This is a genomic window from Streptomyces sp. NBC_00190 (assembly GCF_036203305.1).
Classification (GTDB): Bacteria; Actinomycetota; Actinomycetes; order Streptomycetales; family Streptomycetaceae; genus Streptomyces.
In genome coordinates this window covers 2,983,680-2,996,555 of record NZ_CP108131.1, presented here as the reverse complement: position 1 = coordinate 2,996,555, position 12,876 = coordinate 2,983,680, and the positions used below count along the sequence as shown (strand labels likewise).

10 protein-coding genes are annotated in these 12,876 nt (G+C 70.8%); 4 read left to right on the top strand and 6 right to left on the bottom strand.

The features are described from left to right. Nucleotides 1–24: 24 nt before the first annotated feature. Entirely contained in the window at nucleotides 25–525 is a 501-nt protein-coding gene (locus tag OG429_RS14550; RefSeq protein ID WP_328925751.1) for a DUF1203 domain-containing protein, read from the top strand. A 54-nt stretch (nucleotides 526–579) separates the two neighbouring features. On the opposite strand, the gene OG429_RS14545 is transcribed toward OG429_RS14550, so the two are convergent. The 3 genes from OG429_RS14545 to OG429_RS14535 form a co-directional block, all read right to left on the bottom strand. Beyond that, nucleotides 580–1,608, bottom strand: coding sequence for an aspartate-semialdehyde dehydrogenase (locus OG429_RS14545; RefSeq protein WP_328925750.1), 1,029 nt, complete (start codon nucleotides 1,606–1,608; stop codon nucleotides 580–582). Between the two features lie 308 nt (nucleotides 1,609–1,916). Beyond that, nucleotides 1,917–5,240, bottom strand: coding sequence for a S8 family serine peptidase (locus OG429_RS14540; RefSeq protein ID WP_328925749.1), 3,324 nt, complete (start codon nucleotides 5,238–5,240; stop codon nucleotides 1,917–1,919). Between the two features lie 282 nt (nucleotides 5,241–5,522). Then, nucleotides 5,523–6,083, bottom strand: coding sequence for a CGNR zinc finger domain-containing protein (locus OG429_RS14535; RefSeq protein WP_328925748.1), 561 nt, complete (start codon nucleotides 6,081–6,083; stop codon nucleotides 5,523–5,525). Between the two features lie 134 nt (nucleotides 6,084–6,217). Between OG429_RS14535 and OG429_RS14530 the strand changes: the two genes are divergently transcribed. Both OG429_RS14530 and OG429_RS14525 read left to right on the top strand, forming a co-directional pair. Beyond that, complete coding sequence (locus tag OG429_RS14530) at nucleotides 6,218–6,676, top strand: VOC family protein (RefSeq protein WP_328925747.1); 459 nt, start codon at nucleotides 6,218–6,220, stop codon at nucleotides 6,674–6,676. Further along, entirely contained in the window at nucleotides 6,676–7,584 is a 909-nt protein-coding gene (locus OG429_RS14525; protein WP_328925746.1) for a pyridoxamine 5'-phosphate oxidase family protein, read from the top strand. Before OG429_RS14530 ends, OG429_RS14525 begins: the two co-directional genes overlap by 1 nt. Here OG429_RS14525 and OG429_RS14520 read toward each other — a convergent pair. Together OG429_RS14520 and pepN are read right to left on the bottom strand one after the other, a co-directional pair. After that, nucleotides 7,560–8,519 (bottom strand): hypothetical protein, encoded by a 960-nt coding sequence (locus OG429_RS14520; RefSeq protein ID WP_328925745.1) that lies wholly within the window; start codon nucleotides 8,517–8,519, stop codon nucleotides 7,560–7,562. The genes OG429_RS14525 and OG429_RS14520 overlap by 25 nt on opposite strands. A gap of 175 nt (nucleotides 8,520–8,694) precedes the next feature. Continuing rightward, entirely contained in the window at nucleotides 8,695–11,253 is a 2,559-nt protein-coding gene (gene pepN, locus OG429_RS14515) for an aminopeptidase N (RefSeq protein WP_328925744.1), read from the bottom strand. Nucleotides 11,254–11,394: 141 nt separating this feature from the next. Between pepN and OG429_RS14510 the strand changes: the two genes are divergently transcribed. Then, nucleotides 11,395–12,042, top strand: coding sequence for a mycothiol-dependent nitroreductase Rv2466c family protein (locus OG429_RS14510; protein WP_328925743.1), 648 nt, complete (start codon nucleotides 11,395–11,397; stop codon nucleotides 12,040–12,042). Nucleotides 12,043–12,165: 123 nt separating this feature from the next. On the opposite strand, the gene OG429_RS14505 is transcribed toward OG429_RS14510, so the two are convergent. Then, entirely contained in the window at nucleotides 12,166–12,822 is a 657-nt protein-coding gene (locus OG429_RS14505; RefSeq protein ID WP_328925742.1) for a superoxide dismutase, read from the bottom strand. Nucleotides 12,823–12,876 lie beyond the last annotated feature (54 nt).

Sequence of the window (12,876 nt, the reverse complement as noted above, 5' to 3'; positions counted from 1 at the left end):
CCGCCCGCGGGGACCCTGGTGGGCATGAGCATCGGACATAAGGCAAGGCCCATCGGGGCGGCGGCGCTCGCGGAGCTCCGGGCACGTGACGACGCGGGGCGCGGCCGCGTCCCGTACACCGACGAGGAGGGCGGCGCGCCGCTGAGGTGCTGCCTGCGGCCGAGTGCCGCCGGTGAGCGGATCGCGCTCGTCTCGTACGCACCACTGCGGCGCTGGGCCGCCGCGGCCGGCGCGGACCCGGGCGCGTACGACGAGCAGGGGCCCGTCTTCATCCACGCGGAGGACTGCGGCGGTCCGGCGGGCGGCGGAGCGTATCCGTTCGCCGGGCCGGGCGTGCGGCGCACCGCCCGGCGGTACAGCGCCCGGGGGCACATCCTCGGGGGCCGGGTGCTGGAACTCGGCGAGGAGCCGGACGGCGTCGTCGACCGCGCCCTCGACGAGGCGTTCGCCGATCCCGAGGTGGCCCTCGTGCACGTGCGGGCCGTCGAGTTCGGCTGCTTCCTCTTCGAGGTGCGCAGGCCCTGACACGGCTGAGGGGCGGCACCGTCACGGTGCCGCCCCTCAGCCGTACGACCGGGATCAGCCGCGGAGCTCCTCGGCGACGAGCTCGGCGATCTGGACCGCGTTCAGGGCCGCGCCCTTGCGCAGGTTGTCGTTCGAGAGGAACAGCGCGAGGCCGTTGTCGACCGTCTCGTCGGAGCGGATGCGGCCCACGTACGAGGCGTCCTTGCCGGCGGCCTGGAGCGGGGTCGGGATCTCCGACAGCTCGACGCCCGGAGCGTCCTTCAGCAGCTCGTAGGCGCGCTCGACGCTGATCGGGCGGTCGAACCGGGCGTTGATCTGGAGGGAGTGGCCGGAGAAGACCGGCACGCGCACGCAGGTGCCCGAGACCTTGAGCTCCGGGATCTCCAGGATCTTGCGGGACTCGTTGCGGAGCTTCTGCTCCTCGTCGGTCTCGAAGGACCCGTCGTCCACGATCGAGCCCGCGAGCGGGACGACGTTGAAGGCGATGGGCCGCTTGTAGACGGCCGGCTCCGGGAAGTCCACCGCGCCGCCGTCGAAGGTCAGCTGGTCGGCGGCCTCGGAGACCGCGCAGGCCTGGCCCTTGAGCTCGGCGACACCGGCCAGGCCCGAGCCCGACACGGCCTGGTAGGTGGTCGCGATCATCGCGGACAGGCCGGCCTCTTCGTGGAGCGGGCGCAGCACCGGCATCGCGGCCATGGTCGTGCAGTTCGGGTTCGCGATGATGCCCTTGGGGCGGTTGCGAACCGCGTGCGGGTTGACCTCGGAGACGACGAGGGGGACCTCGGGGTGGCCGCGCCAGGCGGAGGAGTTGTCGATCACGACGGCGCCCTGCGAGGCGACCTTCTCGGCGAGGACCCTGGAGGTGGCGCCGCCCGCGGAGAAGAGCACGATGTCCAGGCCGGAGTAGTCGGCCGTGGACGCGTCCTCGATGGTGATCTCCCGGCCCTCCCATTCGAGGGTGGAGCCCGCGGAACGGGCCGAGGCGAACAGCCGCAGCTCGTCCACCGGGAACTTCCGCTCGGCGAGGATGCCGCGCATGACTCCGCCGACCTGTCCGGTGGCTCCGACGATTCCGACCCTCACGGTGACTCCTTTGGTACGTACGACGCGGGCGCGCGTGGAGCCATCATGCGTTCGACCCCACGAGCCTTGTCCAATCCATTGTCCGAGGAACGGACGGTGTCCGGAATGTGAACCCCGCGACGGCTGTGTGGAGGGGAGTGTCGCACGACCCTGGCAGGCCCGTTTCACCAGGTCGGAGCGGGTTGGCAGCCGATCCGGAATGTCCGGTATCCGGGCGCGGCGGACCGTAGGGGGAACATCCGGCGGCGGGCAACGCGAAGGGGCCGGTGCTCGTCGCGAGCACCGGCCCCTCCTTCAGGCGGTCGCCGTTACGGGTTGACCTTCTCGATCTTCACGTAGCCGGTGCCGGCGGCGGTGCCGCGGGCGTTGAGCAGGTGGACCTGGCCGAACAGTCGCCGGCCTTCGGGGGCCGCGCCGTTGACCTGCACGTTCGCCGAGACGGTCGCGGTGGCGCCGTTGGCGAGGTTCACCGCGGCGCTGTCGTCGACCAGGACGTTGCCCAGGGCGTCCGAGAAGTACACGTCGCGGTAGTCGTACGTGGTGGAGCCGGACGGGATCGCGTAGCCGATCACCTTGACGGTGTAGGTACCTGCGGCCGGGTCGGCCAGGCTCACGGCCTCCTCGGAGTCGCCGTCGGCGGAGGAGCCGACCTTGACGCCGTCCTTGTAGACCTCGAGGTCGAGGTCGGCGGCGGTGTCGGAGACCTTGCCGATCGAGATGTCGAGGCGGGAGACGCCCGCGCCGATCGTGACCTCGCTGGTCTGGGTCTCACCGGTCGCGATGGTCGGCACGGCGACCTTCGCGGAGCCCAGCTGGCCGCCCTGGAGCTTGCCGCCGGAGATGGCCGAAGCCTCGTTCCTGATGGCCCACTGGACCGGCGCCGGGGTGCCCACCTTGACCTCGGCCAGTTCCGCGACCTCGGGGTTGAAGGCCGCGCCGAGCACGGAGACGTCCAGCTTGAACGGGTTGTCGAGCAGCGGCGACGTACGGCGCGACTCGACCTCGATCTCCCAGACGCCCGGCTGCGGGTCGGCGTACGAGCGCAGGTCGGGGCGGCACTTGTTCGCCGGGTTGTCGTAGTTCGGGTAGCACTGGGTCGTCGCGCTGTCCTCGACGCCCACGCCGTACGGGTGGATCGAGATGAAGCGCGTCTGGCTGCCCGCCGCGAGACCGCCGAGGGCGACCTCAAGGGTCTTCGCGCCCGCCGGGACGGTCACGAAGTACGACTTGTGGCTGTTGCGCTGCACGGAGGAGGTGTCCGACAGGGCGAAGGACGGGGTCGCCAGCGGGGTCGCCGCGACGACGGTCGTCAGGATCTGCTTGTCGATGCCCTCGGTGGTCTCGTCGTCCAGCTGCAGGATGCCGCTGTGGACGCCGCCCGACTTGGCGTTGGCCTCGACCTTGATGGTGACGGGCTTGTTCAGCGGCAGGGTGACGTAGTCGTAGCCGCCGATGACCTTGAAGGTGCCGTCGTTGTTGCGCCAGCTCAGGTTGTGCCGGGTGCCGTACTTGACGCCCGTGGTGCGGGTGACGACGACGTTGTAGACCTTCTTCTGGCCGACCTTGAGGCCGCCCTCGCGGTCGTACAGGCCGGTGCCGAAGCCCGGGTTCTTCAGGAACTGGTCGATCGCGGTGTCGACCGGCGCCTTGACCGTGAAGTCGTTGGCCTTCGCGCCGCGCTGGATGGACTCCCACGCGCCGATGACGTTGATGAGGCCCGAGCCCTGGGCGTGCGCCGGGACGTCCTCGATCTTCTTCGCGCTGCTGGTGAGCGCGGTGCGCAGGGACGCCGGGGTCAGCGCGATCTTCTGCTGCTTGGCGGCCGAGATCAGCAGGGCGCTGGCGCCCGCCGCCTGCGGCGAGGACATCGAGGTGCCCTGGAGCATGCCGTAACCGGCCGGCAGGTTGTAGCCGGCCTCCTTCACCGGGGCGCCGGGCAGCCAGGTCTGGATCGTGTTGATCGAGGCGCCGGGGGCGGTGATGGTCGGGGTGAACCCGCCGTCCTCACGCGGACCGCGCGAGGAGAAGGGGAACATGTTGTACTTCTTGGTCACGCCGGAGCCGTAGTTGGCGGCCCAGGTCTCCTTGGAGACGGCGGCACCCACGGAGATGACCTTGTCCGCGAGGCCGGGGTCGCCGATGGTGTTGACACCGGGGCCCTCGTTGCCCGCCGAGATGACGAGCTGGACACCGTAGGTGTCGATGAGGTTCGTGTAGAGCTCGGAGCGCGCGTTGTTGCCGTCGTTCAGCGCCGGGAGGCCGCCGATCGACATGTTGATGATGTCGACGCCGCGGTTGACGACGAGGTCGATCATGCCCTCGGTCAGCGCGATGTTGGTGCAGCCGCCGGACCAGGTGCAGGCGCGCGAGGAGACGATCTTCGCGCCGGGCGCCTCGCCGTTCATCTTGCCGCCGAACAGGCTGTTCGCGGCGGTGATGCCGGCGACGTGCGTGCCGTGCTCGGACTCGATGATGCCGACGTTGACGAAGTCGGCCTTCTTGCCGACCCAGTCACCGCCCAGCGGGTCCATCGGGACGTCCTTGCGGATCTCGATCACGAACGGGATGCGCTCGGCGACGTCGGTCGCCGGGTTGTCCGTGCCGAACCAGCCGATCTGGTAGCCGTCCTTGTACGGCTTCATCGGCTCGTTGTTCGTGAAGTCGCCGTCCTGGTCGGTGTCGACGCGGACGGTGCCGGCGGCGACGTCGTAGAGCATGCCGAACCGGTCGGTGGTGTCCCCGTCCCGGTTGACGTCGCCCTTCATGTCACCGTTGGCGGTGATCGACTCGCTGAAGCGGCTCCACTGGAAGCTGCCCTCCGGGGCCTTCCAGCTCTGGCCGCCCGCGGTGAAGGTGCCGCCGGTGGACGTGACCGGGGTGATCTGGGCGCGCCAGGTGGCGTCGCCGTCGGCGATCGGGTCGGTCGCGGTCACCCAGTCGACGATCTTGCGCTCGCCGGTGGTGGTCTTCTGGAGGGCCGGGTGGCTGACGTCGACGCCCGAGTCCAGGATGCCGATGGTCACGCCGCGGCCGTCGGCCTGCGGGTTCTTCGCGACGAAGTCGACCGCGCCCGTCTCGAAGGACGGGTTGTACGGGTTCTTCGCCGGGGTGTTCTTGTCCGGCGCCGCGTACGTCTCGGCCGCGGTCTTCTTGACCGCGCCCGACTCGCCGTGGGTGTCGGGGCGCGGGTCCGGCAGCTGGATCTCGTGCCGCAGGTCGATGCCGTGCACCGAGGACAGCTTGGCCGCCGCCTTCAGCGCGGCCTCCGCCTTGCCGGTGGGCAGGGTGGCGCGCACGTAGCCGAGCTTGTCGTACGTCCGGCCCACCGAGGCGCCCTGGACGGCGTCGAGCTGGTCGGCCACCTGCTTGGTCTGGCCGGGGGCGGTCGCGACCATGACGGTGACGGTCGCGTCACCCTTGGCCTTCGCCTCCTGGAGCAGCTCTGCGTCGGCCGAACCGATCTTCTGATCGGCGGACTTCACGGCCGGGTTGGTGCCGGGCTTGTCGGCGCCCGAGGCGGCGAAGACGGGCGCGGCGCCGGTGGCCGCGAGAGCGGCGACCAGGCCGGCCGCGGCCGCGACGCGCGCCGCGCGTCTGGCCCCGGGTATGGAGCTGGGGGATTCGAGGGTCATCAGCATCCCTGGTAAGTGAAAGAAACGGTCCGGATTTCGGTGCCGGATGACCGGTCAGCTTTCCTCACGCGACAGCTCTTTGGGGAGCCTTGTCTTGACCGAGACCTGTCATGGCGGACTCTCGCCAGTGCGGGATATCCGCCAGCGAGGCCGTACCGGGGCAGAACTGGATGAACCCAGTGGCTGATGAGTGTATTTGTCGACTTCCCGACTGCATGTCAGGACTGGACCAGGGCTCTGTCAGGGATCGACCGGGGGTCGAGTGTGACAACTTCCGGGGTTTCAGCGCTCGCGCGTGCGCGCGTAGTGGCGGGAGGCTTTGGCCCGGTTTCCGCAGGCGGCCATGGAGCACCAGCGCCGGGTGCCGTTGCGCGAGGTGTCGTGGAAGTGAAGGACGCACGATTCGGAGGCGCACTTGCGGATCCGGTCGGGTGCGTGGCCCAGCAGTTCCAGGTAGTTCCGGGCGGCCGTCCAGGCCGGGCCCCAGGTCGGATCGTCGAACTCGGTCCGCTCGCCCGGCCCTTCGGCGGTCAGGGTGGCCCGGATCCGGCCGTGCTCCAGTACCGCGTCGACCAGGGCGCGCGCGCTCGCGTCGGCCGGGTCCGCCACCGCGCGGGCCAGCGCCTCGCGGGCGGTCAGCAGGTGGACGAGCGTCGCCGCGTCCGCGCGGAAGCGGCCGGCGAGGCCGGTGCTCTCCAGCCAGACCGCGAGCCCTTCGACCCGGGTGAGGCCGGTGGCGCCCGCGAAGAGGTCCAGGGGTTCGCCGTCCGCGATCCAGCGGGTGTTCAGCAGGTCGAGGGCGACCGGCTCTCCGGTCAGGGGTCGTGGATCCGCCGCCGCCATGTCTCCGACCCCTCTCGTACTCCTGCTAACCCCTCAAGGGTACGTGACCGGTTGACGCCCTCCGCTCTAACCCTTAATCTCGATTTAGAAGGTTAGGGCCATCCGGTTTAAACAGCCTTGGGGAAGGAACCGCCATGACGTCCGTCATCAGCAAGCTCCGCACCGGCCACGTGGGTCTGAACGTCACCGATCTGGACCGCTCGCTCGCCTTCTACCGGGACGCCCTCGGCTTCCAGGTGCTGGGGGAGGGCAAGGAGGAAGAGCGCCGCTTCGCCTTCATCGGCCAGGACGGAGAACTCGTCCTCACCCTGTGGCAGCAGGCTCGCGGCGCGTTCGCCCCGGCCTCGGCCGGCCTGCACCACCTGGCGCTCTCGGCCGGCGCCATCGAGGAGGTACGGCAGTACGAGGAGCGGCTGCGGTCGCTGGGCGTGGAGTTCGCGTACGAGGGGGTCGTGGCCCACGGCGAAGGGGCGGCTTCCGGCGGCATCTTCTTCCACGACCCCGACGGCACTCGCCTGGAGATCTCCGTACCGACCGGCGCCGAGGGCGCTGAAGCCCCCACATCGGGGGCTCCGACCTGCGGATTCTTCTAATGGGCGGGGCATATCACCGGGGCTCGCTGGCCGTGCAGGAAAAGGTCGGCGTACGGGACCTCGCCGAGCACGTGGGCCGCTCGATCGGCACCGGCATCCGGGACGTCGCCGCGGCCTTCCTGGAGCTCCAGCCCCACCTGGTCGTCGGGGCCGCCGACGGTGCGGGGCGGATGTGGGCCTCGCTGCTCACCGGCGCGCCGGGGTTCGTACGGGCCACCGGGCCGGACCGGATCACGGTCGCCGGCGGACTACCGGCCGGCGACCCGCTCGCGGAGGCGCTCGCCACCGCCGGGACCCGGGTCGGCACCATCGCGCTCGACCCGCGCACCCGGCGCCGGATGCGGCTGAACGGGACCCTCGAAGTCACCGCGCGCGGCTTCGCCGTCCAGGCCGAGCAGGTGTTCGCCAACTGCCCCAAGTACCTGCAGAAGAGGCAGCCGCTGGACCTGGTGGCCGAGGGAGCCGGTGTCGTGCGGCACGGGCGGACCCTCACCCCGGACCAGCAGCGGGCGGTCCGGGCGGCCGACACCTTCTTCGTGGCCACCACGGCGGAGGCGGACGGCGCCGACGCCAGTCACCGGGGCGGGCTGCCGGGCTTCGTGGAGGTGCTCTCGCCGGTGGAGCTGGCCTGGCCGGACTATGCGGGCAACGCCATGTTCCTGACGCTGGGCAACCTGGCGGCCGATCCGCGGGCCGGGCTGCTCTTCCCGGACTGGGAGAGTGGCGCTCTGCTCCAGCTCAGCGGCCGGGCTCGGACCGAGTTCGGGGCCGACGGGGAGCGGCGCGTGCGCTTCCATGTGGAATCGGTGGTGGAGAGCGTGCATCCGGGGCGGCTGCGGTGGAGCGCCCCGGAGTACTCCCCGGCCAATCCGCCGCTGCCGCCTCACCGGGGGAGCACCACCAGATAGGCGGCGGGCTCGCGGTCGCCGGACGCCGTCAGGGCGGTCCGGACGACCGCGGCCTGCTGCTCCGGCCAGTCGCAGAGCTTGCGCGGGGTGATGTGGATGACGGTCACCCCGAGCCGCTCCAGCGTCTCCCGCTTGCGCACGCACTCGGACCACTGCTCGTCCTCGCCCTGACGCGGGGCGCGGGTGTCGATCTCGACGGCGACGGAGTGCTCGGGCCAGTACGCGTCGACCCCGCCGAGGTGCGGGCCGCCGGGCAGCCGCAGGTCCACGTTCCACACGGGCTCGGGCAGGTCGTAGCCCCGTACGAGGTGGTAGAGCCGGTCCTCGGCCATGGCCCGGCCCTCCGCGAGGAGCGACTCGACGGCGTCGACGACGTGCGGGCGGTTCAGCAGCCGGGCCAGCGTCAGCTCCCGTACGACGGCGGCCGGTTCGCAGTGTCCGCCGCGCACGGCCTCGCTGAGCAGACGGCGTACGGTGCCGGCGTCGGAGAGCTGGGCGACGGCGTCGGCCACGGCCCGCGCGGCGGGGGCCACCGGCAGTCCGGTCACCTCCTGGGGGCGCGGCGCGGCGTGCGAGCGGACGATGCGCACGTCCCCGGTGGAGCGCAGCCGCCGGGTGCCGGGCACGAGCACGTCGATGTGGGAGAGGGAGAGCAGCGGGGGCGTGGAGGCGAACCGGTACAGCGCGAGCGCCGCCAGCCCGGTGATCATGGCCTCGCCGCCGCGCCGTCCCGCGTAGAGCAGCGCGGCGTGCAGCCGCTCCTCGCTGGTCGCGGGGCCCGGGTGGAGCAGGAACACCCCGGGCAGGATCTGCTGCCAGGGCCGCCCGGCGGCGTCGGAGGCGGTGACGCCGTGCTCGCGCAGCTGGGCCAGGGTCAGCACGCGGGGGCGGCTGCCGGTGAGGTGGGTGAGGGGGAGGGGTGCGTTGTGGTTCATGACGCGGTGATTCCCTCAGGCCGCGGTCCCGCTAACCCCTGTTACACGCCCGTCGGCAAATCGGGACAAGCCGGGGCTAAAGTACGGGCGTTCGACTGCCGATGGGCTGCGCCGACCGGGGGACCCGGCGCGCCGCCGTTGTCGGGGGCAGTGCCCCCGACAACGGCGCCGCGGGCTACTTGCCGGCTGCCGCGTCGCAGGCCTGGCCGCCCAGCGCCCTGGCCAGGTCGTCCCGGGACTCGAGGACCAGACGGCGCAGGGCGGGGGCCGCGTCCGGGTGGGAGGACAGCCAGGCGTCCGTCGCCGACACGGTGGACCCGGAGTCCTGGAGGGCGGGGTACAGCCCCTTCACCACGTCCATGGCGATCTGGATCGACCGGTCCGCCCACACCCGCTCGATCACCTCGAAGTAGCGCTCCGTGTAGGCCGCCAGCAGACCCCGCTGCGAGGACTGCTGCATACCCGCGATCGTCGCCTCCACCAGCGCGTTCGACAGCGCGTCCGACTCGACGACCGCCGCCCACGCCTGGTCCTTCACGGCCGCCGACGGCCGCGCCGCCAGGCACCGGACCTCGTGCCGCTTGCCCGAAGCCGTGTCGTCCCGCGCCAGTTCGGCGGTGAGCACGCCCTCGTCGACCGCGCCGTGCGCGGTCAGCGGCAGCAGGAAGTCCCAGCGCAGCTCCTGGTCCACCTCCAGCCCGTCGATCCGCGCCGAGCCGTCCAGCAGCCCCAGCAGCAGCTGGAAGTCGCCCTCCGTCGCCGCGCTCGCGGCGAAGAAGCGGGCCCACGTCAGCTGGTGCTCCGACCCCGGCTCCGCAAGCCGCAGCTCGTGCAGCGCGCCCGCCGCCAGCTCCCGGCCGCCCTGCTCGCGCCAGTCCGGCGCCGCGTAGTGCTTGACCGCGCTCAGCGCCTGCGCGTGCAGCATCTGCAGCACGCCGACGTCCGTCTCCCGTCCCGCGTGCGCGAGCAGCAGCGAGACGAAGTCACGCGCGGGCATCAGCCCGTCCCGCGTCAGGTTCCACAGCGCCGACCAGCTCAGCGCCCGGGCGAGGGGGTCCGTGAGGTCGCCCAGGTGCGCCCGCAGCGTGGCCAGCGAGGTCTCGTCGAAGCGGATCTTGCAGTACGTGAGGTCCTCGTCGTTGACCAGGACCAGGTCGGGCCGCTCCTCGCCCGCCAGCTCCGCGACCACGGTCCGCACGCCCGACACGTCCGTCCCGGCCCGCGCGTAGCGGACCAGGGTGCCGTCGGACTCCAGCCGGTACAGGCCGACGGCGACCCGGTGCGGCCGAAGCTCCTCGCCCTCCTGCACCACCGCGAGCTCGGTCACGCGTCCGCCCGCGTCACAGGTCACCACCGGGGTCAGCACGTTCACCCCCGCCGTCTGCAGCCAGGCCCGCGACCACTCGGCCATGTCCCGCCCGGAGACCTCCGCGAGCACCGACAGCAGGTCGTCCAGCGTGGTGTTCCCGTACGCGTTGGCCTTGAAGTAGCGCCGCGCGCCCTCCAGGAACGCCTCCCGCCCCACGTAGGCGACCAGCTGCTTGAGGACCGCCGCGCCCTTGGCGTACGTGATCCCGTCGAAGTTCAGCTTCGCGTCCTCCAGGTCACGGATGTCGGCCGTGATCGGGTGCGTGGACGGCAGCTGGTCGGCGCGGTAGGCCCACGCCTTGCGGCTGTTGGCGAAGGTGACCCACGCCTGGTCGAAGCGGGTCGCCTCGACCAGCCCGAAGGAGCCCATGAAGTCCGCGAAGGACTCCTTGAGCCACAGGTCGTCCCACCACTTCATGGTGACGAGGTCGCCGAACCACATGTGCGCCATCTCGTGCAGGATCACGTTCGCGCGCCGCTCGTACGAGGCCTGCGTGACCTTGCCGCGGAAGATGTACTCCTCCCGGAAGGTCACCATCCCCGGGTTCTCCATCGCGCCCAGGTTGTACTCCGGCACGAAGGCCTGGTCGTACTTGCCGAACGGGTACGGGTAGTCGAACAGCTCGTGGAAGAGGTCGAAGCCCTGCTTGGTGACCAGGAAGACGTCGTCCGCGTCGAAGTGCCTGGCCAGCCCCTTGCGGCACATCGCGCCGAGCGGGATGGTCAGGTCCCCGCGGGTGTAGGTGTCCGTCACGTAGTGGTACGGGCCCGCCACCACGCACGTGATGTACGTCGAGATCGGCTGGGTCTCGGCGAACCGCCAGACCCCGCCCTCCCGGGACTCCTCCGCGCCGTTGCTCCACACCTGCCAGCCCTCGGGCGCGGCCACCTCGAAGCGGTACGGCGCCTTCAGGTCCGGCTGCTCGAAGTTCGCGTACACCCGCCGGGCGTCCGCCGGCTCGTACTGGGTGTAGAGGTAGACCTCGCCGTCTTCCGGGTCCACGAAGCGGTGCATGCCCTCGCCGGTCCGGCTGTACGCGCAGTTCGCGTCCACCACCAGCACGTTCTCGGCGGCCAGGCCGTCCAGGGCGATCCGCGACCCGTCGAAGACGGCGGCCGCGTCCAGCGCGCGCCCGTTGAGGGTCACGGAGTTCACCGAGGGGGCGATCAGGTCCGCGAAGGTGGAGGCGCCGGCCACGGCGGCCCGGAAACGGATGGTGGTCACCGAGCGGAAGGTCCGGGGGCCGTCGGCCGGTTCGGCCTCGTCCACGGCGGACCTGATGTCGAGGACCACCTCGTACCCGTCGACGGACAGCAGTCCGGCACGCTCGCGGGCCTCGTCGCGGGACAGATTCTCTCCGGGCACCTGCACTCCTTCGTGCGTGATCGCGTTCTTGTGAAGAATCCTCGCATGGGGAATGTGTGCGACTCCTGACCGGTTGGGGACGAAAGAAGGCGCGCCGGTGACGCCTTCTTTCCGGTTGAGGACTCAGGACTGAGGAGAGACATGACCGACACCCAGGTGCGCGAGAGGACCCCGGTCGACTTCTGGTTCGACCCGCTCTGTCCTTGGGCCTGGATGACGTCGCGCTGGATGCTGGAGGTCGAGAAGGTCCGCGACGTCGAGGTCCGCTGGCACGTGATGAGCCTGGCCGTCCTCAACGAGAACAAGCTCGACGAGCTGCCCGAGTCCTACCGCGAACTGCTCGGCCCCAAGGGCTGGGCTCCGGTGCGCGTGGTGACAGCGGCTCAGCAGAAGCACGGTGACGAGATCACGGGCAAGCTGTACACCGCGCTCGGCACCCGCATCCACAACGAGGACCTGGGCCCGACCCGCGAGGTCATAGCCGCCGCGCTGGAGGAGGTCGGCCTGCCGGCCGAGCTGCTCGCCTACGCCGATTCCGACGAGTACGACGAGGTGCTGCGCGCCTCCCACAACAACGGCATCGACCGGGTCGGCCAGGAGGTCGGCACCCCGGTGATCTCGGTGCCCGGCTCTGACGGCGACGACGTGGCCTTCTTCGGCCCGGTCGTCACGCCGACCCCGCGCGGCGAGGCGGCCGCCCGGCTGTGGGACGGCACGCTGCTCGTCGCCTCCACCCCGGGCTTCTACGAGATCAAGCGCACCCGCACCAAGGGCCCGTCTTTCGAGTAGGCCCTGCCGGTACACACAGAAGACCCCCGTGAGTCACGTCCTCACGGGGGTCTTCCGTTCGACACGCCCGCACGTGAAGGCTGAGAAGACGATCACGAGGCGGACGGGCTTGTGGTGGCGCGATCAGCCCTTGGCGGGGATCAGCAGCGGGGTGTTCGCCTTGGCGTCGGCGTAGCGCCCGGCCACGTCCTGCCAGTTGACGACGTTCCACATCGCCTCGATGAAGTCCACCTTCTGGTTCTTGTACTGCAGGTAGAAGGCGTGCTCCCAGGCGTCGAAGACCAGGATCGGCGTGCTGGCGACGCCCACGTTGCCCTGGTGGTCGTAGACCTGCTCGACGACCAGGCGGCCGCTGACCGGTTCGTACGCGAGAACGCCCCAGCCGGAGCCCTGCGTCGCGGAGGAGGCGAAGGTGAGCTGCTTCTTGAACTTCGCGAAGGAGCCGAAGGACTCGGTGATCGCGGCCGGAAGCTCGCCCAGGCCGTCCTTCTCGTCGGGGACGCCGCCTCCCTCGCCGGTCTTCGGGCTGGCCATGTTGTGCCAGTAGATGCTGTGCAGGATGTGGCCGGAGAGGTGGAAGGCGAGGTTCTTCTCCAGGCCGTTCAGCGCACCCCAGTTCTCCTTGTCGCGTGCCTCCGCCAGCTGCTCCAGCGTGGTGTTGGCGCCCGCGACGTAAGCCGCGTGGTGCTTGTCGTGGTGCAGCTCGATGATCTGCGGGTTGATCACCGGCTCCAGCGCCGCGTAGTCGTACGGAAGCTCAGGAAGCGTGTAGATGGCCATGCGTGTTATCCGGTCCCCTCGGCGTGCCAACTGCTTATTGCAATCAATGCGCAA

Coding starts and splice junctions, on each gene's coding strand:
- OG429_RS14550 (WP_328925751.1), top strand. CDS start 25: ATGAGCATCGGACATAAGGCAAGGCCCATCGGGGCGGCGGCGCTCGCG.
- OG429_RS14540 (WP_328925749.1), bottom strand. CDS start 5,240: ATGACCCTCGAATCCCCCAGCTCCATACCCGGGGCCAGACGCGCGGCG.
- OG429_RS14535 (WP_328925748.1), bottom strand. CDS start 6,083: ATGGCGGCGGCGGATCCACGACCCCTGACCGGAGAGCCGGTCGCCCTC.
- OG429_RS14530 (WP_328925747.1), top strand. CDS start 6,218: ATGACGTCCGTCATCAGCAAGCTCCGCACCGGCCACGTGGGTCTGAAC.
- OG429_RS14525 (WP_328925746.1), top strand. CDS start 6,676: ATGGGCGGGGCATATCACCGGGGCTCGCTGGCCGTGCAGGAAAAGGTC.
- OG429_RS14520 (WP_328925745.1), bottom strand. CDS start 8,519: ATGAACCACAACGCACCCCTCCCCCTCACCCACCTCACCGGCAGCCGC.
- OG429_RS14510 (WP_328925743.1), top strand. CDS start 11,395: ATGACCGACACCCAGGTGCGCGAGAGGACCCCGGTCGACTTCTGGTTC.
- OG429_RS14505 (WP_328925742.1), bottom strand. CDS start 12,822: ATGGCCATCTACACGCTTCCTGAGCTTCCGTACGACTACGCGGCGCTG.